The sequence below is a fragment of the Kitasatospora sp. NPDC091335 genome, assembly GCF_044757205.1.
Taxonomy (GTDB): domain Bacteria; phylum Actinomycetota; class Actinomycetes; order Streptomycetales; family Streptomycetaceae; genus Kitasatospora.
Map to the genome: position 1 here is coordinate 104,595 of NZ_JBIVUM010000013.1, position 21,341 is coordinate 125,935.

Consider the following 21,341-nt stretch of genomic DNA (forward strand, 5'->3'; position numbering starts at 1 on the left):
GTTTTTCCTGGGCTCTTTTTGCATCAATGCGTCCGGGCCGCATTTGGGGGCCAAAACCCGGGTTCCGCGGGGGGGGGGGGGTTGTTTTTAAATTTTTTATTTCGGGAAACACGCGGGCCCCCCCTGGGGGGGCCCCCGCGCCGCCGCGTTGCCGCCCGCCGCTCCTGTCTCCGCCCCGCTATGGCCGGCCCCGCTGGCGGCGCAAGGAACGGGGTGGCGGTCGGCAGAGCAGGTTGGACCCCGGACAGGCTGTCCGGCCCGGCGTGGCCAGGTCACGGCCGATGGTTGCCCGCCGTTCGTTCGGGCCCCCCGCCGCCCGATTCTCCGGGGCGAACGGAACCCGTCAAGCCCGCACCGCTCGCCACCGTCGCCACGCACAGGCCCGTACATGCGGGCTTGACCGAACCCGCCCGCCCCTACAACTCGGCAGCTATCGGGGGGCCCGACCGGAATGGCGCCCCGCATGCCACCACCACACCGGCCGAGTCCCGCACATGCCCCATCCATCACGCTGACCCTCAGTCAGAAATTCGCTCTGAACATGCCTCCGGCCCCGGTACCATGCGGCACCAGGGCTGGTCAGCGAGGTCAGCTCGCCGCCGGACCACCCTCCCCGCCAAGGTCAGGGGTGGTCCGGCGCGCTTATGAGGTTGTCGGGGTTGCGCCTGTGGTTCAGGCCGACTCGGCGGTGAGAAGGAAGTCGTCGGCGACGGCGTCCATCAGCAGTTCGTCGCAGGGACGACCCAGCCAGTAACCCGACTGCCGCAGTCGGCCGGCGGGCTGGAACCCGGCCTTCTGGTAGGCCGAGATGCCCGCCGCGTTCGGTTCCAGGACCTTGAGCCACACCATGCGCAGGGCCGTGTACTCGAAGGCCCAGCGGAGCGTCAGCTCAGTGGCCTCAGCGGCGAAGCCCTTCCCGCGCGCCTCGGGGGCCAGGAGGATCACGTACTCGGCGGTCCGCACGGCCGGATCGATCTGGAGCGTCGTGATGCCCACCGGGGTGTGGTCGTCGGCGGTGACCACCTCGAACTGGGGGTAGTCGCGGTTGCGGCCCTGGGCCTCCCAGCCTCCGGCGCGGACCTCCCAGGACTGGGCGACCTGCGTGCCGAAGCCGAGGATCGTGCCGGGGTCGTTCTCCCAGCGGTGGTAGTCGGTCAGGTGGTCACGGTTGGTCATCGCCAAGCTGACGCGCTTGCCGGGCAGCAGGATGTTCGGAGTGGGCATCGGGGCCTCGTTCCAGGTCGGTTGGTGCGTTGATCGGCGTGTAGTCGCCAGTGTGCTCGGGTTCTTCGACCGGCAGGCCGTGAACGTCACAGATCCAGGCGTGCAGCCGTATCGGGTCGGTGGCTACCCCGTGCCGCCAGGCGCCCCCACGGCCGCCGAGAGCGAGCAGGAGCGAAGCCGCGGTGGACTCCTCCAGACACGCGACGCGGGCCGGGAAAGCGCGAGCGGCCCAGCGGACCGAGCGTATCGCCAGGCGGGCGTGGGCCGTTGTCGGCAACGGGAGGTCCCCGCCCAGTTCGGCGAGGTGGCGCAGGCGGCCGAACTTCGATCCCGGGCGGCCGGCGGTGCGCACGGCAAGGGTCGCCGCCAGCACGGCAGCAGCAGCCAGGCGCCAGGCCAACGGCGGTGAGACGAGCGCTTCCAGGCGGGCGGGGGCCTCACTCGTGCCCCAGGACACCTCCGAGTCCCGGACCGTCACTGGGGCCGGAGCCGGGCTCTGCCCCAGGGCACCGAGCCAGCGAGCGAGTGCGCCACCCGTGAGGACGATCGTCTCGCCGGTCCGGTAGTTGACGACGACGCCCGCCCTGCCGGTCAGGGCGGTGCGCGTGTACGAAGTCGGCACGGGTGTGGTCACGCTGTCTCCTCCCACTGAATCGCCTGTCCGACAGCCGTCGAGGACCGGAGCCATAGCTCCGTGCCGAGGACGGGTTCGATCAGCCCCCACGGGATGTCCACGCCGAGCACGGCATTGCCCAGCAGCGAGCGCAGGGCCGCCGGGTGGACGAGGCCGAGGTCCGCGAGGTAGCCGCCCGTGAGATCCAGGACACCCGCCTTGTTCGCGCGCAACCCGTGGTGATGGTCGGCCGCGAACACCCCCTTGGCCCCGCGCTGGAGGACACCGGGAGGCAGGAGACGAGCCACGACATCGGTCAGCAGGGGCTTGTACCGGTGCGCGGACCACCGCTCGGGCGCGGGTGTGGCGAGGACGGCTTCCACGATGCGGGTGTCCGTGAAGGGGTTGTGCATCTCGATGCCGTGCGCGGCGGCGAGCTGGTTCTCCGTCGCAGCGCTCCGGCCGACGTAGCGGGCTTCCTCCAGGAGGTGGCGGTCCGCGTGCCCGAGACCGTTCACCTCCGGGTACGGAGCGGTGACGGCGTCGGCCAGGTCGAGCGAGTAGCGGGTGAGCCACGGCCTTGGCGCCGATGCCCCGCCGAGCTTGCCCGGGGCATTGCAAGCGGCGGCCACCGCCGTCCAGGGGCTTGACCGGTAGAGGCGCGCCCATGCCTGTGCGTCGCTGGCCAAGCGTAGGAAGCGGCCCGATCGGGCCAGATCGGCCATGTGCACGGGCGGTGGCATGAACAACGAGTCGCCACCGTCGCCCGTCAGATGGACATCGACGCCCTCCGAACCCAACATGTCGAGCTGTGCGCCCAGTTGGGCGTGAACCATGGCGGACGGCGCTGGCTCGTCCGTCAGTGGGAGGGAACCGAGGCCGGTGAACGGCAGGTGCTCCGGGCCCAGGGCCATGAAGCGGTGGCGGATCGAGGGAAACGCGCGGGCGACGGCACGGGCGTGGTCGATGTCTCCACCGCTCTCCCTGCCCTTGGGGTGGTAGGTCAGGCCGGTGACCGGACCACACTGGGCGGCGAGGGCCGCGAGGGTGCTGGAGTCCAGACCGCCCGACAGATCCGAGGAGGCCGCACGACCAGAGACGCGGATCAGGACGCCGTCCGCCAGGTCAGCGCGCAGCCGCCGCACGGCATCGGCCCAGGCGATATCCGGCACCCGCCAGAACGGGGTGAAGCCGGACGTGCCCGACGCGGTAGCCGACCAGCGGTGCCCCGGCGGTACCTGTTCCACTCCCGTCCAGGCCGACCGGCCGGGAACCCACTCGGTCGGGTCGGCCAGGTGCGCGGCCAGCCAGGCGGTATCGGGCTCGGCGCCGAGCAGGGAGGCCAGCGCGAGCGAACTCGACGCCCACACCGGAGCCCCGTCCATGCGGGCCGTATAGACGGGGGCGGCGCCCGCCGGATCGGCCCACACCGTGCACACGCCGTACCCGTCATCGAAGACCAGGGTGTACGCGCCCGCCCAGGCCGTAGCCGCCACGTCCAGGGCGCGCAGGTCCGCAGAATGGACAAGGCGGATCAGCTCGGCGTCCGTCGCCCCGCACGGGCCGAACACAGCCAGGCGCCGCCCACCCGCACCCTTCGCCGAGCGCACAGGAGCACCCGCCGACCAGGCCAACGGCCCGCGCCACACAACCCGTGCACCGACCGGCACCCGGGACGGAGCAGAACGGGAAATCGACCCACCGAACAAGCTCATGTGATCACCTCCGTGAACTGAGCGCGAGAGTGGTGCGGCGGCACCCCACCGGGGGTCCTGGGGTACCGCCGCAGTACTGCCGTTAGGCGTCGTAGGGCGAGCGCTTGCCCTCCACACTCTGGCTGTTGCTGCCCTTCGTCAGGAGCGCCGCGTCACCCAGGACGACGACCTCCTCCTCCGGCTCGGGGTCGAGCCGAGCGAAGTCCTCCATGCTGATCACCTCCCTTCGTTGCCGTAGGGCGTGGCGGGTCCAGTCCCGTCACGGTGGTGCGCCCCCCGCCCCGGTGTCGTCGTCGAGGCCGGGGGGAGTCTTGAGGTGAGCCGATGCTCAGGCCGGCGGTTCGTGGTCCGGCGCCGACAGCGCGGTGTGCGCCAGGCCGTGGTGGTCGGCGTCCAGTTGGTTCACCACGGCGGTTCCGAGGAGGAGCACCGTGATCACGTGCCCGAGCGCCCAGACCCCCGTCAGCACCGTGCCAACGGGATCACGATGCTCGCCACGGTGTTGACCGCGAGCGCCAGTCCCGTTCGAGGTCATGGCGTCACCGTCCTCAGCGCGAACCAGACCCACTTGCCGAACGGGGCCCAGTCCACCCCCCAGCGGAACGAAAGGGATTCCACCAGGCCGAGGCCATAACCGGACTCCGCCTGATCCTCGGGCTCCGTGCGGCACGGCAGCGCGCGGGACGAGTCCCGGACCCCCACCCACACCGACGCCTCCTGCCGGTCCACCGAGACGGAGATCCGCGAACACCCCGTGTGCTTGGCCGCGTTGGCAACCAGCTCGGTCACCAGCAGCTCAGCCACGTCCGCGAGGTGCTCAAGGGACCAGGCCGTCAGAGCGGTAGCCACCAACTTGCGTGCGGTCCCCGCGGATTCGGGGTGGCAGCGCAGATGGAGCAGACACCCAAGATCGCCAGGTCGTACTACCGGGATCTCGATGTGCTCGGTGCCTGATGGGCCGGCGGTCTTGATCAGGCTCATCGGTAGGACCGCCCCCTCCATCAGTCGGGCTCCGGGTGTCCCCCCGGAGGCGATCTCAGAATCCCGGGGCAGGCGGTATCGAAATAAGGCCAGCGCGTGTACCCACGATGGGTAAACTCGCGGTCGGTTATCTCGCGTGACACTGAGCGATGATCTTCCTTGCCCTGGGGGTAGCTGGCCATGAGCGAGTCCACACCGTCACCAGGGCTTCCGCGTCGACTGCTCGCGGACCCCGAGATGGTGGCGGCATGCGCGGAGAGAGACTTCGCGTTGATCTTCCAACTCGCCAAGCGCAAAGGCGGGTTTCACCCGTCGCGCATCGCCCGTGCATGCGAGTTGACGCCCAGCAGGGTCGGCGAGGTGATGAAGGGTCGACCGAAGATCACCAACATGGCCGTCATCGAACGCATTGCGGATGGCCTACGGATTCCGGGGCGGATGCTCGGTCTGGCGGACCGCAGTTGGGAACCGTCGCCGATCCCGCGCCAAGGCCCGACACCGGCGGTCGGGCCTGCCCGTGCCCCGTTGCCGGTCGTGGATTCGCGTTCAGGCAGCGATCTCGACAACATCCTCGCCATCGCGGCGGGCACGCGGGTCACGCCCAACGTCCTGCGGTCCCTCCAAGCGTCCATCGAGGACTACTGGCGGCGCGATGACCAGCACGGCGGCGAAGCGCTCCGGCCGGCGGTGATCGGTCAGCTCAGATACGTCACGGGCATAATGCGCGACACCGCCGATCCCAACTACCGGCGCAGTCTCCACGGCATCGCTGCTGAGCTTGCACGCCTCACCGGGTGGACGTACTTCGACGCACGGCAGTACAACACGGCGCAGGGCTACTTCACCGAGTCGCTTCGGTTCGCACGGGAGATCGACGACCGTCCGTTCATCGCCAACGTGCTGGCCTGTCTCAGCCTCCAGTCGACCTACCAGGACAGGGCACAGGACGCGATCACGCTCGCCCGAGCCGCGCAGGACAGCGCGCGCCTTGTCGGCGGTACGCCGAGGCTGATGGCCATGTTGTCGATGCGCGAAGCATTCGGCCACGCGAGCGCACACGACCAGGAGCCGACCCATCGAGCGATCACCGAGGCGCAACAGCACTTCGAGCGCATCCGCGAGGGGGACGAGGACCCCGCATGGGTCGAGTACTTCGACCACACCAAGCTCACCGTGGACACCGGAATCGCCCTCGGTCAGCTGGGGGACGCGACCGCCGCCGAACCCCTCATCGCCGAAGCCTTACGGGCCGAACCGACGACGAACCTCCGGGGCCGCGCGTTCCACAGCTTTTGGCTCGCACGGACCCAGCTCCAGCGACGGCAGGTCGAGTTGGCGTGCGCTACCGCCACGGAAGCCCTCGACCTCGCGGCAGTGATCGAGTCACCCCGAGTGGTCGCCCACCTCCAGGAGTTCCGCCACCTGCTCAAGCCCTACCGGGCCAATGCCTCAGTAGCGACGTTGGCCGACCGGATCACCAGCGCGGCCAGCTGATCAAAGGCCGGCCTCATCCAGCAGCAGGTAGAGCACGCCCACGAGCGTGCCGCTGCTGACGATCTCGCGGCGGTCGATCATGCCGCGCAGCTCGGACAGCGGAACCCACTCGATCCGGTCGGACTCGTTGCGCTCGGTCGGTGGGCCCACGTACTCGATGGCATCGGCCCGGAAGACGAAGTGCTCGGAGTCGGTGATCCCGTTCGCTGGCTGGGCGTAGATCAGCGGCTTCATCTCGCCGACCTTCCAGCCGCTCTCCTCCAGTGCCTCGCGGGCTGCCGCATCTGCCGGGGTCTCGTCCGGCTCGATGAGCCCCATCGGGAGTTCCCAGGCCCAGGTGTCGGTGATGAAGCGGTGCCGCCACATCATGAGTACCTGCTTCTGGCTGTTCACGATGGCGGCCACGGCCAGGTGCCGCAGCTTGACCACGTGGTACTCCCAGCGGCGCCCGTCAGGCTGCTCGACGTCTGTCAGCCACAAGTTCACCCAGGGGTTCTCGTAGATCGGACGTTCCCCGTGGATCTTCCACTGCATCGCTGCGGCCCCTCTCGCTGGAACTTCAGCATGTCAGACCGTGGAGCTTAGCGGCGCAGTTCCGGCAAATTTGCGTCAGTCTGACGAAATGTCGGGGCTAGCTTGCAGGGTCTCCGGTCTGGAACACAGTGTGGTCTTCCAATGGGTCTGCCGCGCTTGCTGAGGCGGACACGCTCGTAGGCGCGCGGATCGCCGAGTGGTCCGCGCGCCAGGCGAGATTTTGTCGTCAGCGGATGCGTCCTCCGCCTTCTCATCGAAGCAAGGTCAGCCCAGGGCGTTGGCCCTCGGTGGTGTGTGCTGCCTCGACAGCACTACCTCCGCTACATTCTGTGCGGCTAGTTCGGGATCTTCGTGCTCCCACACCCGGATGACAAGCCATCCTGCTGCCCGTAGTGCCTCGTTGGTCTCAGCATCACGGGCTTGGTTTCCCGCGATCTTGTCATGCCAGAACGCCGCGCCCTTTTTAGCGGGGCGAAGGTGCTCCGGGCAGCCATGCCAGTAGCAACCATCGACGAAGACGGCGACGCGTGCTTTGGTGAACACCACGTCGGCTGTACGGCGGAGGTCTGACAGGGGCCTTACCCCGACGCGATACCGCAGACCACGTCTGTGGAGTGCGGACCGCAAGAGAATCTCGGGCTTCGTGTCCCGTCCCTTGTTGGCGGACATTACTGCGCGGGAAGCGGGAGAGGACGCCCACGAGCCGGGCGGAAGGGGCTCGGTTGTCACATAACCGGCGGCGTGAGCCATCTCCCATGCTTTTGCGAGGTTCGCGGCGCGGGTGCCGGCGTCTACCTCGCCGACGTACTGCTCCCGTGTGTCGCCTTCTTGTGACCACCGTAGGTAGGCACGGATGCGACGCGTCCTGCGGTACACGCGCAGAGCGATGGACGCACGTGCGTATCGGCCCTCGCCGATTTCGACCGCGCGTGTGAGGCGGCTGCCGGCGGCTCGGTCCTGCTCAGCGGCCCGGGCATCCCTGGTCATCCCCACTCTGGGCTTCCACGCCCGATCGGGAGGCATCTGATCGTTCCAGCGCCCCTGCCGACCGCTCGCGGCTTCGGTCACTTCCGCTTCTCCGGGACCGACTTGAGGGCTTCAGCGACAGCCTTGGAGAAGGCCATCCCGAGCTTGACGGGCACAGCGTTCCCCAGCTGCCGCATCTTCTCTCCCCGCGGCCCGTCGAGAATCCAACGGTCCGGGAACGTCATGACCCGCGCAGTCTCACGTACGGTCATGTATCGGTAGCCAGTCCCGCCGCCGAAGTTGGCGAAGTCGACGTCGTCAAGCTTCATGACGGATTCCCCGCCCGGGACACCGTGCACGCCCGCCTTCACGGTCTTCGCCGGCCGGTCCAGGAGGTTCGGAGTGTGTCCGGCGTACATGCGCGCGCCAGGCCAGCCGATGTGGTCCGGGATGCCCCCAACGATGACCTTGTTCTTAACCTCTTCCTCGGAAACCGGAGGAAGAGGCTTTCCCTCGTTCTCGTCGATGCCCGCGATCGCGTCACGCAGAGTACGCCACGGATCGAGCTTTAGCTTCTCCTTGACCTTCTCGTTCTCAAGATCGAGTTCTGGAAGGTTGTCGATGACGCGCTTGCGAGCGGCGGCGTCCACCTTATGCCGGGCCCAGTAGGGCCCGCCCTCACGCATGGAGTGGATCATCGACTCCTCGGAGTGTGTCGGCTTGGGCATGAACTTGGCCCAGTCGATTCCGAGGTCAGCGCGGAACGCGACGATGATGACTCGGTTCCGGATCTGAGGAACGCCGTAGTCAGCCGCGTTGACCTCCATCTCCTTTACCACATATCGCTGCGACAGCTCGACGGAGTCGTTAGCGATCAGCTTTTCAAGGACGTCGTTGTGCTCTTCCCATGTCGCGTCCTTTTCGCGCTTGACGAACGGCAGGCGCATCTCGTTCAAGATGTATTCGAAGTAGGGCCTGAAAGACGGTCGGAGCAGGCCACGCACGTTCTCGCAGATGACCGCCTTCGGCTTCAGCTCACGGATGGCGCGGAACATCTCGGGGAACATGTTCCGCTCGTCCTCCATGCCCTTGTGGGCGCCCCCCAGGCTGAAGGGCTGGCACGGCGGTCCGCCGGCGAGGACGTCGACCTCGTCCTTGACGTGGTCAGTGAAGTTGATGATCTCGCGCACATCGCCGGGGATGAGCGGCCAGCGCTTCTCTGGCTCCTTGGGGTCCGGCGGGTTGTTCCGCAGCGACTCGCAGGCTCGTGGGGCGTACTCGTTCACCAGGAGCGGGCGGAAGCCCGCGGCGTGCACAGCCATGGCGAGTCCGCCGCCGCCGGCAAACAGCTCGACGCAGGTCCCCACATCTTGGCGTTCTTCTCGCAGCTCAGGCATGTCCAAAGTGTACCGCGGAGTTGGCGATCATCAAGCACATTTCAGAGATGTGCGCAACTTGCGCCTCTCGTTCACCAGTTAAGGTGATGTCGATCACTCGCCCGAAGGGAGCCAGGCCGTGTCACTGGAGAACCACGCCGAGTTCAAGCTGAGCATCACTCAGGCGCTCGGCGATCAGTTGGCTGCGGCACTTAGAGGGCTGGAGCCAGCGCCTCTGACCGATGAGAACATCGACCTCCTTCCGAATCACAAGGGGGTGTATCAGCTCTACCGGCACGGTGACCCCGTGTACATCGGGAAGGCTGATGTCACCCTCGGTCAAAGGCTGAGGAAGCATCTCAATAAGCTGAGTGGGCGCGAAAATATTCACCTGGACTGGATGAGCTTCAAAGCCTTGTCCGTGGATGAGGATTTCGCTGCAGTCGCACCGGAGAAGCTTCTCATTGACAGGTTTCAGGGCGATGGTCGGGCGCCTTGGAATTTTAATGGTTTCGGCATCAATGATCCTGGAGCCGAGCGCGATACCACGGTTTTCTCTGGTGATCACTTCGATCAGTTGTACCCTGCCAATCTTGACTGGGTGATACGTGATCTCCCTCAGGGGGATCAAAGTCTGCGCTCTATCCTGAAGTTCGCCAAGGATGCTCTCCCCTACACTTTCAGGTTTGCGCACCATCGAACCAAGAGGGAGAGCTACTACGAGCAGTTCCAGGTTGATATTGGCTGGCCTGAGATGACGGCGAATGAGTTCTTTCGGTTCGTGAGCGCAAGGCTTCCCGATTCCTGGCAGATAATGGCACTTCCTGGATATGTCGTGATGTATCAAAAGGAATTGCATTCCAAGAGTGCGCGAAAGTATTACATCGCCGGTGAGGAGCTCCCTGCCGTCGCCGCAAGCTAATTGTGAGACAGGTGCCCCGCCCGTGACGTGAGGTCGCGGGCGGGGCGCACTGTTTGGGCGTCCCTGTCGCGGAGAGCGCCCAGTTCCTCCGCCGGTCCGGGTGCGAAGGGACGTGGGGCTGGCCGGTGCGGTTACGCAGCCATAGGATGTGTATCCCACTCAATCGTTTGGACGATGAGCGGTCCGTCGTTCACGCGGGGAAGCCCTCCACTGGCTGACAGGGTGGTTTGACGCAGACCCTCCAGTGTCGCGCATCGCGGGTGGTGCGCGGGAGGGTGTCCCGGAGTGACCACGGTGTGTGGTCGCTCGTTGGGCTGGCCATGAAGAAGTCGAAGCGTGTTCTCACCGCCCTCGCCCTGATGGGCTCGGCCTTCGCGGCCACCGCCGGTTCGGCCGGTTCGGCCCACGCCCTCGCGGGCATCGGCGAGGGGCCCGGCGGCCTGATCGCGGCGCCCGGGTTCCTGCTCGCGGACACCGTCACCGGGGGTGCGGTGCCGGTCGGGCAGGGGCAGATCGGCAGCCTGGCGGACAAGGCCGTGCAGGAGAAGATGAAGGAGGCGCAGCAGGGGCACTGAGGCCCGCGGGTCACTCGTCGAGTTCCGCGACGCCGGTGATGCGGTGCAGGGCGAAGGTGCGGAGTTCGTCGGCGTGGTGGTCGAAGGCGGTGACGAAGCCGCCTTCGACCTTGACCGGGTCGATGATCCGCTGGCTGGCGATGCCCTCGGCGTTGAGGTAGCCGATCCACACCCGCTCGCCGAGCAGGACGGCCGTCTGGAGGGTGGCCAGGGTCTCGGCGGCGGCGGTGCGGGGGAGGTGGCGCGGGTCGGGGGCGGGTTCGCGGCGGTTGGCGGTGGCGGCGCGGTCGCCGGCCCGGACGGCCTTGACGGCCGCGGCGAGCAGGACGTCGTCGGGGGTCGGCGGGCCGTCGGGGACCGGGACGGGCGCCGTGCGGGGCGGGGTGCGGTGGCTGTCCGGGCGGGTGATCAGCACGTCGCCCTCGGCGGACTCGGCGGCCGGGGCGTAGCCCATGGCGCGCAGGGCGGCGAGCAGGACGTCCGGGGCGGCCTGGGAGGCCAGGACGGTGGGGGCGAGCAGGCGCAGCCGCAGTTCGGCGGAGCGGCGGTCGGCGAGCACCTCGCCCAGCAGGGACGGGTCGTCGCAGCGCAGGTAGGAGGAGGCGGCGCCGACGCGCAGGATGCCGTGCCGGCGGGCGACGTCGTCGATCAGGTAGGCGAGCGGCTGCGGGACGGGCGTGCGGCTGTGCTGCTCCAGGAAGGCCCGCAGGTCGGTGGCGGTGCGGCCGGCGTCGAGGGCGCGGCGGACCGAGGCCGGGGTGAAGCGGTAGACGGTGGCGCCGCCCTTGGACTCGATGTCGGCGCAGAGCGCGAGGGCGTGGGCGAGCGGGGTGAGCAGCGGGCCGGGGGCGATCGCGGTGAGGTCCGGCTGGAGGATCACGTGGTCCAGGGGCTGCGGGAGCAGCGGGGCGAGCACCTCGGCCGGGTCGGCCTCGGCGGTGAGCAGGGCGCGGGCGGGGGAGGCCAGGGCGCCGCGGCCGGTGATGCCGAGGAGTTCGGCCTCGTCGAGGGTCCAGGCGGTGAGGTCGTCGCGCAGCTCGCGGCCGTCCTGGCCGGTGGGGCCGCCGCGCAGCGGGCGCTGCCAGCGCAGGGCGGGGAGCAGTTCCCCGGCGGTGGCCGGGGTGCCGGGCGGGAGTTCGGCGAGCAGGGCGAGGGCGGCGCGGCGGACGGACGGGGCCAGGGTGCGGTCCAGTTCGGGGCCGAGGGCGGCGCGCGGCCTGCCCTTGCCGTCCGGGGTGCCGGTGAGGGCGGGGACGCGGGTGGCGGCGAGCCAGGCGGTGGCGAGGACGGACCAGCGCTCGGCGGTGTCCAGGTGCAGCCAGGTGTCGTACCCGGGGGTCGGGGCCCAGCGTTCGTCCGCCTCGCCGTCGGGGGCCAGCAGCCCTGAGGTGTAGGCGAGTTCGAGCCAGAAAGCGGTCTGCTGCTCGGTGCTCTCCAGGGACTGGGCGGTGCGCTTGAGGTCGCGGACGCCGAGGCCGCCGGCGCGCAGGGTGGGCGGCGGGGTGAGGCCGAGGTGGTCGAGCAGTTCCTCGACGGTCTTGACCGCGGTGTGCGCCTGGCCGGCCGCGGCGCCGTCCACGGCCTGGGGGTCGCGCGGGGCGGCGGCGGGCTCGGGTTCGGGCTGGACGGGTTCGACGGTGCGGTGGGTGCGGCCGCCGCGCAGGTGCAGGGCGAGCTCGCGGGGCAGCACGACGCTGCCGGGGCTGGTGGGCAGCAGCAGGCCGCGGGCGAGCAGCCACTCGACCGGGCTCTGGGCGTCCTCGGCGGTGACCGCGCGGGTGGCGTCCGGGACGGTGCCGGTGGGCGGGCCCCAGACCAGCCGCTCCAGCAGCCGCAGGGCGGCCTCGGGCGCGGTGTCGAGCAGCGCGGCGCAGCGGGTGCGGTCGGTGAGCAGGCCGGTGAGCGCGGCGACGGCGGTGACCGGGTCCGGGGTGGGGGGCTGCCCGGCCGAGGCGAGCAGTTGCTGGAGCCTGGCCGGGGACATGCCGGTGGTGGCGTCGGCGAGGGTGGGGCCGAGGCCGGTGCGGCCCGGGTTGTTGGCGGTCGGGGCGAGCGCATCGCGGACGGCGAGGACCAGTCGCAGGCCGTTGTCCGGGCCCCAGAGCAGCGCCCGGTCGCGCAGGGTGGCGATGGCCCGGGGCAGGGCGTCGGCGACGGCGGACCGGTCGGCCGGGGTGAGCGGGGTGGCGCCGGGGTGCGGCCTGACCTTGGCCGGGCCGGTCAGCAGGGTGCGGACGGTGGCCAGCGAGGCGCCGTCCTGGGCGGTGGCCAGGGCCTCGGCGACCTGGAGGGTGAACCGGTCCAGCCGTTCCAGGGCGCGCAGCGCGGAGGCGCGCGAGGAGAGCCGGGCGGACAGCTGGGTGAGGTCGCCGGGGACGGGGTTCAGCAGGTCGGGGCGGGTGCGGAGCAGGGCGGCGAGCGCGTCGTCGGGACGGGCGCGCAGTTCCTCGGCGAGGGTGCGTGGGCCGGTGGCGGACCTGCCCCGGCGTTGAGGGCCCTGCTGTGTGGTCATTCGACCTAGGTTAGTCGGGTGCGGGGACGGCGAGGTGTCCCGCACGGCGCCGTATCGCCGTACTGCTCGCCGTGCCGTTCGCCGTGCCGCCCATCGCGCCGTTCGTCGTACCGCGTCGTACCGCTCGCCGTACCGCGGTACGGCGGTGACGAGCGGGGCGGACGGACTCGCGCGGTCGGGGGCGGGGTGGGTAGCGTCTCGCCGAGGGCGGTTCGTGGGTGGCCGGTACGGGCGAGGCGGGTGGTCGGTGATGACGGACGGCGAGTGGTGGCGCAAGAGCGGGCCGTGGAGCGAGCGTTCGGGCGGCGGCCCGGCGGAGGCCGCGTCCGGCGGGGCCGCCGACGTCCCGCCCGCGGCCGCGCCTGACCCCGGGCCCGACTTCGACCCCGACAGCGTGTACGACCCGCCGGCGCCGAGTGTGGCCGGCTTCCCGTCCGTGTCGCTGGACCTGCCGGACACGGCCGTCACCGAGGAGCGGGCGGACGCGATCCCGCCGCCGACGGTGTCGAGCACCGGCCCGTGGACCATGACGATGTTCGACTTCTCGGACGGGCCGCGGCCCGCGCCGAAGCCGATCCCCGAGCAGCGCGCCGCCGAGGGGGACGAGGCGGCGGCCGGGCCCGGGACGGCGGCGGAACCCGCCGAGCCCGCCGAGCTGAAGAAGAAGCCGCGCCGGGGCCTGTTCGGGCGGACGGCGCCCGAGCCCGCTCCGCCCGCAGGGAAGACCAAGGGCAAGGACAAGGCCAAGGGGAGGAAGGGGAGGAAGGAGCAGGAGCAGGCCGCGCCCGCCCGCAGGCCCTCCCCGCTGGTCCTGCTCTCCTGCGGCCTGCTGGCCGGCGGGGCGGTCTCCGGCGTCTTCCCGGTCATGCTGGCCGGCTGGGGCCTGGGCTACCTGTCCCGCCAGATCTCCGAGCTGATGCGCAAGTTCGTGGTCCTCGGCATTCCGCTGATCACGATCAGCGGGTCCACGTTCTACTCCATGCGGCAGGCCCGGCAGGGCGGGGGAGGACAGGTCGGCGGCCTCCAGTCGGGCTCCCCGCTGGGCGAGATCAGCTGGACGTCCGCCCCGGGCGTGCTGCGGCTGGCCGCCGGGCTGTCGGCGGTGGTCCTGCTGCTGCTCGCCCTGCGCCGCCGCCCGCCGCAGCAGGGCGAGCAGGGCTGAGCGGCCGCACGCCTGCCGAACGCGGCCGGGCCGGTCTCCGCGGGGGCGGGGGCCGGCCCGGCCGCCGTTCCGACGGCCGTGCCGGGTCGGCTGCTTGTGGATGAAGTGGCCGGAGCTGTCCAGGACGGCGGGGGTGCCGCCGTTGTGGCCGTGGAGGCTGACGGTGCCGTCCCCGCCGCTCGGGCCGTGGTGGCCGAAGACGTCGGAGATGACGTGCACGCGGCCCGAGTCGACGCCTGTCGGCAGAGTCACCGTCGGCTGACGGCCGGCTGCCGGTAGGCCGCCGCTCCTCGCGGTGCTGACGGAGCATCAGTCGTCGGCGAGGTGGACGACGCGGCGGAAGGCCTCCGGGTCGCCGAGGTGGTCGGTGATCCAGCGGGCGACGGTGGCGCGGGTGACGGTGCCGGCCCGGGGGAGCGGCCGGTCGTACGAGACCTGGGGGCCGACGGCCGGCGGTCCGTCCTTGAGCATCGGCACCCGGACGACCGTCCAGGGGGTGTCGGAGCCGGCGAGCACCGCCTCCATCCGGGCCAGGTCGTGGTGGATCTCCCGGTACAGCCGGTCGACCACCAGTCTGCTCACCACTCGCTGGGCGAGCGGGAGCCGGCTGGTGTCCAGGCCCGCCGAGCTCATCGTCACCAGGTGCCCGGCGCCGCCGTCCCGGACCGCGGCGGTCAACTCCCTCGCGCCGTCGGAGAAGACGGTGGTGGCCCGGCGGCCGGTGGTGCCGAGGGCGGCGACCACGGCGTCCTGGCCGTTCAGCGGTTCGTACAGGGAGCCGGGGCGGCCGACGTCGGCGCGGGCGGTGAGCACGGTGCCGTGGCTGAACCCGGGCAGCCGGGCGGGGTCGCGGGCGACGGCGGTGACGGTGTGCCCGGCCGCCAGCGCGAGTTCGACCACCAGCCGGCCGGTGCGTCCGGTGGCGCCCACGACGGCGATCCTCATCGGTTCCTCCTCGGGATGTCCGGGACTCAGGCGGTCCCGGTGGACTCGGGCGGGCCCGGTGCGGGCTCGCTTGGTGCGCGTCCTGCGGGGTGTGCGTCCTGTTGGGTGTGCGTCTTGCGATTCATTCAGACGGACTGTATGAATGAAACCAAGTGAACCACAGCACACCGCGAACGCAAGCCCAAAGGAGCGATGGCACATGGGAGTTCGACAGGCCGGATACCCGGATCTGGACGGCCGGGTGGTCGTGATCACCGGCGGCAGTCGAGGCATCGGCGCGGAGACCGCCCGCGCCTTCGCCATGCAGGGCGCGGCCGTCGCCGTCCTCGGCCGCGACGAGGCGGCGCTGGCGGAGGTGGCCGGGGAGCTGCGGGCGGACGGCGCCAGGGCCGTCGGCCTGGTCGCCGACTGCACGGACGCGGCGGCACTCGGCTCCGCCGCCGAACGGATCGAGCGCGAGCTCGGACCGGTCGACGTCCTGGCCGCCTTCGCCGGCGGCGACGGCTACCCCGTCCCGACCGTCCGCGAGACCGAGGAGCACTGGCGGGCCGTCCTGGACGGCAACCTCACCGCCACCTACCTCACCGTCCGGGCCTTCCTGCCCGGCATGACGGCGCGCGGCAGCGGCTCGATCGTCACCATGGCCTCCACCGCGGGCCGACTGCCCAGCGGCGCCTCCGCGGCGTACGCCACCGCCAAGGCGGGCGTGCTGATGTTCACCCGGCACCTCGCCCTGGAGGTGGCCGGCGACGGCGTCCGGGTCAACGCCATCGCGCCGGGCGCCGTCCGCACCGAGCGGACCGCCGCGCAGATGCCGCCGGAGGTCCGGGCCACGGTCGCCGCCGCGCACCCGCTGGGGCGCCTCGGCGAAGCGGCGGACATCGCCTCGGCCACGCTGTTCCTGGCCTCCGACGCGTCCTCCTGGATCACCGGGCAGACCCTGGACGTCAGCGGTGGGCGGGTCATGCTCTGAGCGCCCGGGCCGCCCCGGCGGGGGGCGGGGCGGCCCGGGCCCGGGTGAACCGATCGGCGATACTGCCAGTTCACGCGGAACGAGTGGAGGCGAGCGGGATGAGCCCCCGGTCCTACCGGATGGGACAGCGGCAGGCGGAGGTCGACGAGACCCGAGCCCGGATCGTCGCGGCCGCCCGCGCGCACCTGACGGAGACCGGCGGGGTGTCGCTGGACGCGGTCGCCCGCCGAGCGGATGTCGCCAGGGCGACCGTCTACTACCAGTTCGGCTCCAAGGCGGGCCTGCTGGAGGCGGTGTGCGACGCCCTCGCCGCGCAGGGCGGCATGGCCGGGCTCGGCGAGGCCTTCTCACTGGCCGACCCCTGGGCGGCGGTGGACCGCTTCGTCGAGGTGCTGGGCGGCTTCTGGGCGGTCGACCGGGTCTGCACCCGCAGGCTGCGGGCGCTCGCCGCGCTCGACGAGGAGGTGGGCCGGGTCATCGCCGACCGTGACGCCCGCCGCCGGGAGGGCGCCGCCGTCCTGTGCGGCCGGCTGCCCGCCGCGCCGCCGGACGCCGTGGGCCTGCTCTTCGTCCTCACCGCCTTCGAGACCTTCGACGGGCTGGCGGCGGAGGTGGAGCGGGCGGGCGGCCGGGCCGCCGGCGGTGACGGCGGTGACGGCGGTGACCTGACCGCGGCCACCCCGGCCGTCCTGCGCCTGGTCCGCGCCGCGCTCGGCGGGCCCGCGGCCGGGTAGCGCCGCATCCGGGCCGGACGGCCCCCGGGGGGGGGTGCGCCCGGCCGTCCGGCCGGGGCCGTGCGGTGCCCGCGCCGGGGATCGCGCCCGGGTGGGCCCCGGCGCGGGCAAGGGGGTTAACACCCCTACGGGACGGGTGCTTTCCCCGTTCCCCGGCCCGGGCGGCCGCAGCAGAATCGGGGCATGCCTGCGCAGCCCGTGATGACGCCCGAAGCGCCCGAAGCCCTCCTTCCCCGGCCGGGGAGCGGCGGCAGCGACTTCGCCCAGTTGACCCGCCGGATAGCCGCCGAGGGCCTGCTCGGCCGGCGCCACGGCTACTACGCCGTGCGCGCGGGCCTGGTGCTCGCCGCCTTCCTCGGCGGCTGGTGCGCCCTGTTCGCGCTGGGCGACACCTGGTGGCAGCTCGTCCTGGCGGCGGCGATGTCCGTCGTCTTCGCCCAGCTCGGCCTGCTCTCCCACGATCTGGCGCACCGTCAGGTCTTCGACCGGCGGCTGCCGAGCGAGGCGGGCGGGCGGATCGTCGCCAACCTGCTGATGGGCATGAGCTACGGCTGGTGGATGAACAAGCACACCCGCCACCACGCCAACCCGAACCACGAGGAGCGGGACCCGGACGTCGCCCCCGAACTCCTGGTGTGGTCCAGGCGGCAGGCCCGGCAGGCGAGCGGCCTCGCCCGGTTCATCGGCCGCCGGCAGGCGTACCTGTTCCTCCCGCTGCTCCTGCTGGAGGGCCTCAACCTCAGCTTCAACAGCTTCCGCGCGCTGCGCAGCCCCATGATGAAGCGCCCGCTGCTGGAGGGCGTGCTGCTGGTCGTCCACTTCGCGGCCTACTTCGGCCTGGTGTTCGCCGCTCTCCCCGCGGGCAAGGCGGTCGCCTTCCTCGCCGTGCACCAGGCGCTGCTCGGCGTCTACCTGGGCTGCGTCTTCGCCCCGAACCACAAGGGCATGCTGATGGTGACGCCGGAGATGAAGCTCGACTTCCTGCGCCGCCAGGTGCTCACCTCGCGCAACGTCCGCGGCGGAGCGGTCATCGACGCGGTGATGGGCGGTCTCAACTACCAGGTGGAGCACCACCTCTTCCCCAGCATGCCGACCCCGGCGCTCGGGCGGGCGGCCCGGATCACCCGGGAGTTCTGCGCCGAGAAGGGCGTCCCGTACTGCGAGACGGGTCTGTTCCGCTCCTACCGGGAGATCTTCGTCCACCTGCACCGGACGGGTGAGCCCCTCCGCTCCGGTTCCGGCTCCGGGGTCGTCTCCGGCGGGTGACCGTCACATCCGGCCGCCGGGATCCGTCGGTGGAGCGACAGGGCGACACCGAGGGTACGGAGGAACAGCACGATGCTGACGGACATCATGTACGTGACGGTCTACGTGACCGACCAGGAGCGCTCCCTGGGGTTCTACGTCGACGGGCTCGGCCTGGAGAAGCGCGTCGACCACCCGGGCCCGGACGGGCGGTTCCTCACCGTGGCCGCCCCGGGCGGCGCGCTGGAGATCGTCCTCTGGCCGCACCCGGCGTCGGCCGGGCTGCCGGCCGGGCGGAAGCCCGGGGTGGGCACGCCGGGGCCGGTCTTCCTGGAATCCGACGACCTGCGGGCGGACTTCGAGGTGCTGCGCGGGCGCGGGGTGCTCTTCGAGCAGGAGGAGCCGGAGGACTACGGTTTCGGCGTCCGGATCGAGGCGGTCGACCCGGACGGCAACCGGATCGCGCTGCGTCAGCGGGCGGCCTGGCAGGGTGGCGGGAAGGACTGACCGCGGGTCCGCGCGGGAGGACGGCCCGGCCCCGTCCTCCCCGCGCGCGACCGCCTTCCGCCGGCACCGCCCGGGTCGTTTCCGCGTTCGTGCCCGTACCATGCCAGGGCAGGGTGGTCGGAGGGCGGAGTGGGCGTGGATCGGTTCTGGCTGCGAGCGGTGCTGACCGTGGTCCTGGGGGTGGCGGTCGTGGGCGCCGGTTCGCTGGGGTGGCGGTCCTACCTCGCCACGGCCATTCCGGCCGCGCCGGACGTCCCGGGTCTGGCCCAGGCCCCGGAGACCGGGGAGGCCCGCCGGGCGGCGGCGCAGCGGATGGACGGCCGGATCGACCGGTTGCCCGAACTGCTGCCGTGGGCCCAGGCGTTGGGGAGGTCGACGGTCGACGTGTGCCGGACGGACTACCGCAGCGACATGTGGTCCGGAGGCCGGTGGCTGCCGACGGCCTGCGAACGGACCGTGAACGTGTACCTGGCCTTCGACGACGGCGACGTCCGGTCGCGGCTGGCCGAGGTGGACCGGTACCTGGGTGCCGAGGGCTGGCAGAACCACCAGTCGTGGCAGGGTCTGGTCGCCGCCGACGAGGACGCGCACCGGCCGCCCGCCGACCCGGCGCCGGGGGAGGTGGAAGCGGCGGCGGCCAGGCCGATCACCCCGTCCGTGACGCTCACGCCGTCGGCGGAGGCGGAGGCCGGGGCGGAACTGGCCGTGAGCGTCGCCCCGGCGCCGGATCCCGAACTCCTCAGGTCCGGCGAGGACTCCTGGTACGAGCGGCACGGCAGCCGGCGCTACCGGAACGACGAGGGGCAGCGGGCCGAGTACCTGACCTGGGAGCCCCTGCGGCCGAGCGAGGTGACGCGGCCGGCCGAGGGCCGCTACGTGCTGCTCCTCGGTTTCACGACCAGGTACCTGGGGGAGCCCGCGGTGCTGTGACCGGTCGCCGGTGACGGTCAGCCAGGAGTTCCGAGGGGCGGGGAGAGCGGCAGGGTGGCGGTGACCCGGAAGCCCGAGCGGTAGGGCGAGGCGGTCAGCTCGCCGCCGAACAGCGCGATGCGCTCGGCGAGTCCGAGCAGGCCGTGGCCGGTGGACAGCTCCCGACGGGCCTCGGGGCGGCGGCCCGCGCCGTCGTCGACCACGTCGAGGGTCAGCACCTCGGACCAGTCGATCCGCACCGCGGCGTGGCTGCCCGGGCCGGAGTGCTTGATGATGTTGGTGACGGCTTCCTGGATCAGCCGGTAGGCCGTCAGGTCGACGCTGTCGTCGAGGTGGGCCGGAGTGCCGCGCACCTCCAGGTCGATCAGGACGCCGGCCCGGCGGGCGTCCTCCAGGAGCGGGCCGAGGTCGGCGAGTCCGCGTCGTACGGCGCTGTCCGCCACGGGTACGTCGGCGGTCCGCAACAGCCGGAGCATGCGGCGCAGTTCGGCCATCGCGTTGCGGCCCAGCGCCTCGATGTCGCCGAGGGCGCCGGCCAGCCGGTCCGGGTCGGCGGGCGCCGTGCTGCGGGCCGTGTCGGCCTGGAGCACGATGACGGCCACCGCGTTGGCCACGATGTCGTGCAACTCGCGGGCGATCTGGACGCGTTCGCTGAGGACGGCCTGCCGGGCCCGCGCGAGTTCGCGCTGGTCGTGCTCGGCGGCGAGGGCGGCGGCCAGGACCCAGCGGCCGGCGCCCCAGGCCACGGCGGTGACCGGCAGGTAGAAGGCGATGCCGCTGATGATCGTCGCCGTCTGGTAGCCGGGGCGCACCGCCCCCGTGGCGATCGGGTTCCAGATGCCCAGGGCGACGGGGAGGCCCGTCACCACGAGGGTGGTGAGGGCGGTGGGCCGGTCGCTCTGCCGGGCCACCGTGTACAGCGCGGTCAGCAGGCCGAAGAAGGGCGTGAAGCCGAAGTCGGCGTTCAGGGAGAGCAGCGCCGCGCCGACGGCGGCGGCCCAGACGACGGCGAACACCGCCACCGGCCACCGTCGGCGGAAGGCCAGGGCGGCGGCCTCCGGGAGCGCGAAGACGGCCACCAGCAGCTGGTCGCGCGCGGTCACTCCCGGCGCGAGCGGGGCCGCGTAGAAGAAGACGTCGGGGACGGTGATCGCCAGCGCCAGCGCGACGTCCTGCACCGTGCCGGCCTGCACCGTGCCGGTCTGCGCCGCGCCGGCCGGTGCCGTGGTGTCCGGTGCCGTGCCGGCCGGTGACCTCCGGCGGCGGGCGCCGTCCGTCACAACCGGAGTTCCCGGCAGCACGAGTGGTTCGAGCCGAGGCAGCACCAGGCCTCGGTGAACGGCGGGACTCCGGCGGTCTGGACGTCGGACCACCACGGTTCCGGTGCCGCGGCGTGCTCCGGCGGGCGGATCGGATAGCCGAGTGCGACGTGTGCGGCCCACAGGTCGCCGTGGTGCTGCCGGAGGGCTTCGACGAGCTGCTCCCGGGTGACCTCGGGGATGCCGGTCGCGTGCCGGGACGGCGTGAGCAGGGCCAGGAAGGCCGCCGCGGTCCGGACGTCGTCGGTGTCGAGGGGGGAGAGGCCGATGCCGGCCACACGCAGGGCCTCCGGGCCGTCGCCGGGGTCGGGGTCGACGGTGATGCGGACGGCGAGGCTCTGCCACGGGTCGCCGACGGTTCTCGGCGGTTCGGGCACCAGGACCGTCCGAGGGCCGAGGAGGAAGCCGTGGGCGAGGGCAGGACCGGTGCTCCCGTCCGACTGGACCTGGTGCACGGTGGCGCCGACGGCGGGGCGCGGGGGCGTCCGTTCGTTCATGGTGGGGCTCCCGGAGGGGAGTGGAATGAGTGGGACCTCTACCCCAGTCGTAGCGCGCCCCGCCGTGCGTCGCCTGCGGGAATGACCGCTCGGGTGAGTGGCCGGCCGGAGCGGCCC

The 21,341-nt window shown here is 71.7% G+C and carries 22 protein-coding genes; 9 read left to right on the forward strand and 13 right to left on the reverse strand.

Annotated features, from left to right (window positions below; genetic code table 11):
* Window positions 1–672 precede the first annotated feature (672 nt).
* From ACIQOW_RS25650 to ACIQOW_RS25675, 6 genes are all read right to left on the reverse strand, one after another.
* Window positions 673–1,224 carry a GNAT family protein gene (locus ACIQOW_RS25650; protein WP_350580333.1) on the reverse strand — a complete coding sequence of 184 codons (552 nt, stop codon included), beginning with the start codon at window positions 1,222–1,224 and terminating at the stop codon, window positions 673–675.
* A complete protein-coding gene (locus ACIQOW_RS25655) occupies window positions 1,163–1,858 on the reverse strand; it encodes a lasso peptide biosynthesis B2 protein (protein ID WP_401088670.1) in 696 nt (231 codons plus the stop codon). Before ACIQOW_RS25655 ends, ACIQOW_RS25650 begins: the two co-directional genes overlap by 62 nt.
* On the reverse strand, window positions 1,855–3,552 hold the full coding sequence (locus ACIQOW_RS25660; protein ID WP_401088671.1) for an albusnodin/ikarugamycin family macrolactam cyclase: 1,698 nt from the start codon (window positions 3,550–3,552) through the stop codon (window positions 1,855–1,857). Before ACIQOW_RS25660 ends, ACIQOW_RS25655 begins: the two co-directional genes overlap by 4 nt.
* An 82-nt stretch (window positions 3,553–3,634) precedes the next feature.
* Window positions 3,635–3,763: an albusnodin family lasso peptide gene (locus tag ACIQOW_RS25665; protein WP_350580324.1), complete on the reverse strand. Its 129-nt coding sequence runs from the start codon at window positions 3,761–3,763 to the stop codon at window positions 3,635–3,637.
* Between the two features lie 117 nt (window positions 3,764–3,880).
* Window positions 3,881–4,021: a hypothetical protein gene (locus ACIQOW_RS25670; RefSeq protein ID WP_401088673.1), complete on the reverse strand. Its 141-nt coding sequence runs from the start codon at window positions 4,019–4,021 to the stop codon at window positions 3,881–3,883.
* Window positions 4,022–4,083: 62 nt separating this feature from the next.
* Window positions 4,084–4,533 carry an ATP-binding protein gene (locus ACIQOW_RS25675; protein ID WP_401088675.1) on the reverse strand — a complete coding sequence of 150 codons (450 nt, stop codon included), beginning with the start codon at window positions 4,531–4,533 and terminating at the stop codon, window positions 4,084–4,086.
* Window positions 4,534–4,713: 180 nt separating this feature from the next.
* On the opposite strand from ACIQOW_RS25675, the gene ACIQOW_RS25680 reads away from it, so the two are divergent.
* The gene (locus ACIQOW_RS25680; protein WP_401088677.1) at window positions 4,714–6,027 is read left to right on the forward strand and encodes a hypothetical protein; all 1,314 of its coding nucleotides are present in this window, start codon (window positions 4,714–4,716) and stop codon (window positions 6,025–6,027) included.
* On the opposite strand, the gene ACIQOW_RS25685 is transcribed toward ACIQOW_RS25680, so the two are convergent.
* The 3 genes from ACIQOW_RS25685 to ACIQOW_RS25695 all read right to left on the reverse strand — a co-directional run bounded on the left by ACIQOW_RS25685 (window position 6,028) and on the right by ACIQOW_RS25695 (window position 8,924).
* Window positions 6,028–6,561 carry an NUDIX hydrolase gene (locus ACIQOW_RS25685; protein WP_401088679.1) on the reverse strand — a complete coding sequence of 178 codons (534 nt, stop codon included), beginning with the start codon at window positions 6,559–6,561 and terminating at the stop codon, window positions 6,028–6,030.
* 264 nt (window positions 6,562–6,825) lie between these two features.
* A complete protein-coding gene (locus tag ACIQOW_RS25690) occupies window positions 6,826–7,584 on the reverse strand; it encodes a very short patch repair endonuclease (protein ID WP_400844639.1) in 759 nt (252 codons plus the stop codon).
* Window positions 7,585–7,625: 41 nt separating this feature from the next.
* Complete coding sequence (locus tag ACIQOW_RS25695) at window positions 7,626–8,924, reverse strand: DNA cytosine methyltransferase (RefSeq protein ID WP_401088681.1); 1,299 nt, start codon at window positions 8,922–8,924, stop codon at window positions 7,626–7,628.
* 118 nt (window positions 8,925–9,042) lie between these two features.
* Between ACIQOW_RS25695 and ACIQOW_RS25700 the strand changes: the two genes are divergently transcribed.
* Both ACIQOW_RS25700 and ACIQOW_RS25705 read left to right on the forward strand, forming a co-directional pair.
* Window positions 9,043–9,825: a GIY-YIG nuclease family protein gene (locus ACIQOW_RS25700; RefSeq protein WP_400808837.1), complete on the forward strand. Its 783-nt coding sequence runs from the start codon at window positions 9,043–9,045 to the stop codon at window positions 9,823–9,825.
* Between the two features lie 320 nt (window positions 9,826–10,145).
* Window positions 10,146–10,400 carry a hypothetical protein gene (locus tag ACIQOW_RS25705; RefSeq protein ID WP_401088683.1) on the forward strand — a complete coding sequence of 85 codons (255 nt, stop codon included), beginning with the start codon at window positions 10,146–10,148 and terminating at the stop codon, window positions 10,398–10,400.
* 10 nt (window positions 10,401–10,410) lie between these two features.
* Here the strand turns inward: ACIQOW_RS25705 and ACIQOW_RS25710 are convergent, their stop codons facing one another.
* A complete protein-coding gene (locus ACIQOW_RS25710; RefSeq protein WP_401088685.1) occupies window positions 10,411–12,912 on the reverse strand; it encodes a helicase-associated domain-containing protein in 2,502 nt (833 codons plus the stop codon).
* Between the two features lie 250 nt (window positions 12,913–13,162).
* Here ACIQOW_RS25710 and ACIQOW_RS25715 point away from each other — a divergent pair, with 250 nt between their 5' ends.
* Window positions 13,163–14,074: a hypothetical protein gene (locus ACIQOW_RS25715; RefSeq protein WP_401088687.1), complete on the forward strand. Its 912-nt coding sequence runs from the start codon at window positions 13,163–13,165 to the stop codon at window positions 14,072–14,074.
* A 309-nt stretch (window positions 14,075–14,383) separates the two neighbouring features.
* Here ACIQOW_RS25715 and ACIQOW_RS25720 read toward each other — a convergent pair whose 3' ends face one another.
* A complete protein-coding gene (locus ACIQOW_RS25720) occupies window positions 14,384–15,019 on the reverse strand; it encodes an NAD(P)-dependent oxidoreductase (RefSeq protein ID WP_401088689.1) in 636 nt (211 codons plus the stop codon).
* A 199-nt stretch (window positions 15,020–15,218) separates the two neighbouring features.
* On the opposite strand from ACIQOW_RS25720, the gene ACIQOW_RS25725 reads away from it, so the two are divergent.
* The 5 genes from ACIQOW_RS25725 to ACIQOW_RS25745 all read left to right on the forward strand — a co-directional run bounded on the left by ACIQOW_RS25725 (window position 15,219) and on the right by ACIQOW_RS25745 (window position 19,408).
* Complete coding sequence (locus ACIQOW_RS25725) at window positions 15,219–15,992, forward strand: SDR family NAD(P)-dependent oxidoreductase (RefSeq protein ID WP_401088691.1); 774 nt, start codon at window positions 15,219–15,221, stop codon at window positions 15,990–15,992.
* Window positions 15,993–16,090: 98 nt separating this feature from the next.
* Entirely contained in the window at window positions 16,091–16,726 is a 636-nt protein-coding gene (locus ACIQOW_RS25730; protein WP_401088693.1) for a TetR/AcrR family transcriptional regulator, read from the forward strand.
* Between the two features lie 201 nt (window positions 16,727–16,927).
* A complete protein-coding gene (locus tag ACIQOW_RS25735; protein ID WP_401088894.1) occupies window positions 16,928–17,992 on the forward strand; it encodes a fatty acid desaturase family protein in 1,065 nt (354 codons plus the stop codon).
* 72 nt (window positions 17,993–18,064) lie between these two features.
* A complete protein-coding gene (locus ACIQOW_RS25740; RefSeq protein ID WP_401088695.1) occupies window positions 18,065–18,478 on the forward strand; it encodes a VOC family protein in 414 nt (137 codons plus the stop codon).
* Between the two features lie 135 nt (window positions 18,479–18,613).
* The gene (locus ACIQOW_RS25745; protein ID WP_401088697.1) at window positions 18,614–19,408 is read left to right on the forward strand and encodes a hypothetical protein; all 795 of its coding nucleotides are present in this window, start codon (window positions 18,614–18,616) and stop codon (window positions 19,406–19,408) included.
* A gap of 17 nt (window positions 19,409–19,425) precedes the next feature.
* On the opposite strand, the gene ACIQOW_RS25750 is transcribed toward ACIQOW_RS25745, so the two are convergent.
* Together ACIQOW_RS25750 and ACIQOW_RS25755 are read right to left on the reverse strand one after the other, a co-directional pair.
* The gene (locus tag ACIQOW_RS25750) at window positions 19,426–20,688 is read right to left on the reverse strand and encodes a sensor histidine kinase (protein WP_401088698.1); all 1,263 of its coding nucleotides are present in this window, start codon (window positions 20,686–20,688) and stop codon (window positions 19,426–19,428) included.
* Window positions 20,685–21,224, reverse strand: coding sequence for a hypothetical protein (locus tag ACIQOW_RS25755; RefSeq protein WP_401088700.1), 540 nt, complete (start codon window positions 21,222–21,224; stop codon window positions 20,685–20,687). The genes ACIQOW_RS25750 and ACIQOW_RS25755 overlap by 4 nt, the downstream gene beginning before the upstream one ends.
* Window positions 21,225–21,341 lie beyond the last annotated feature (117 nt).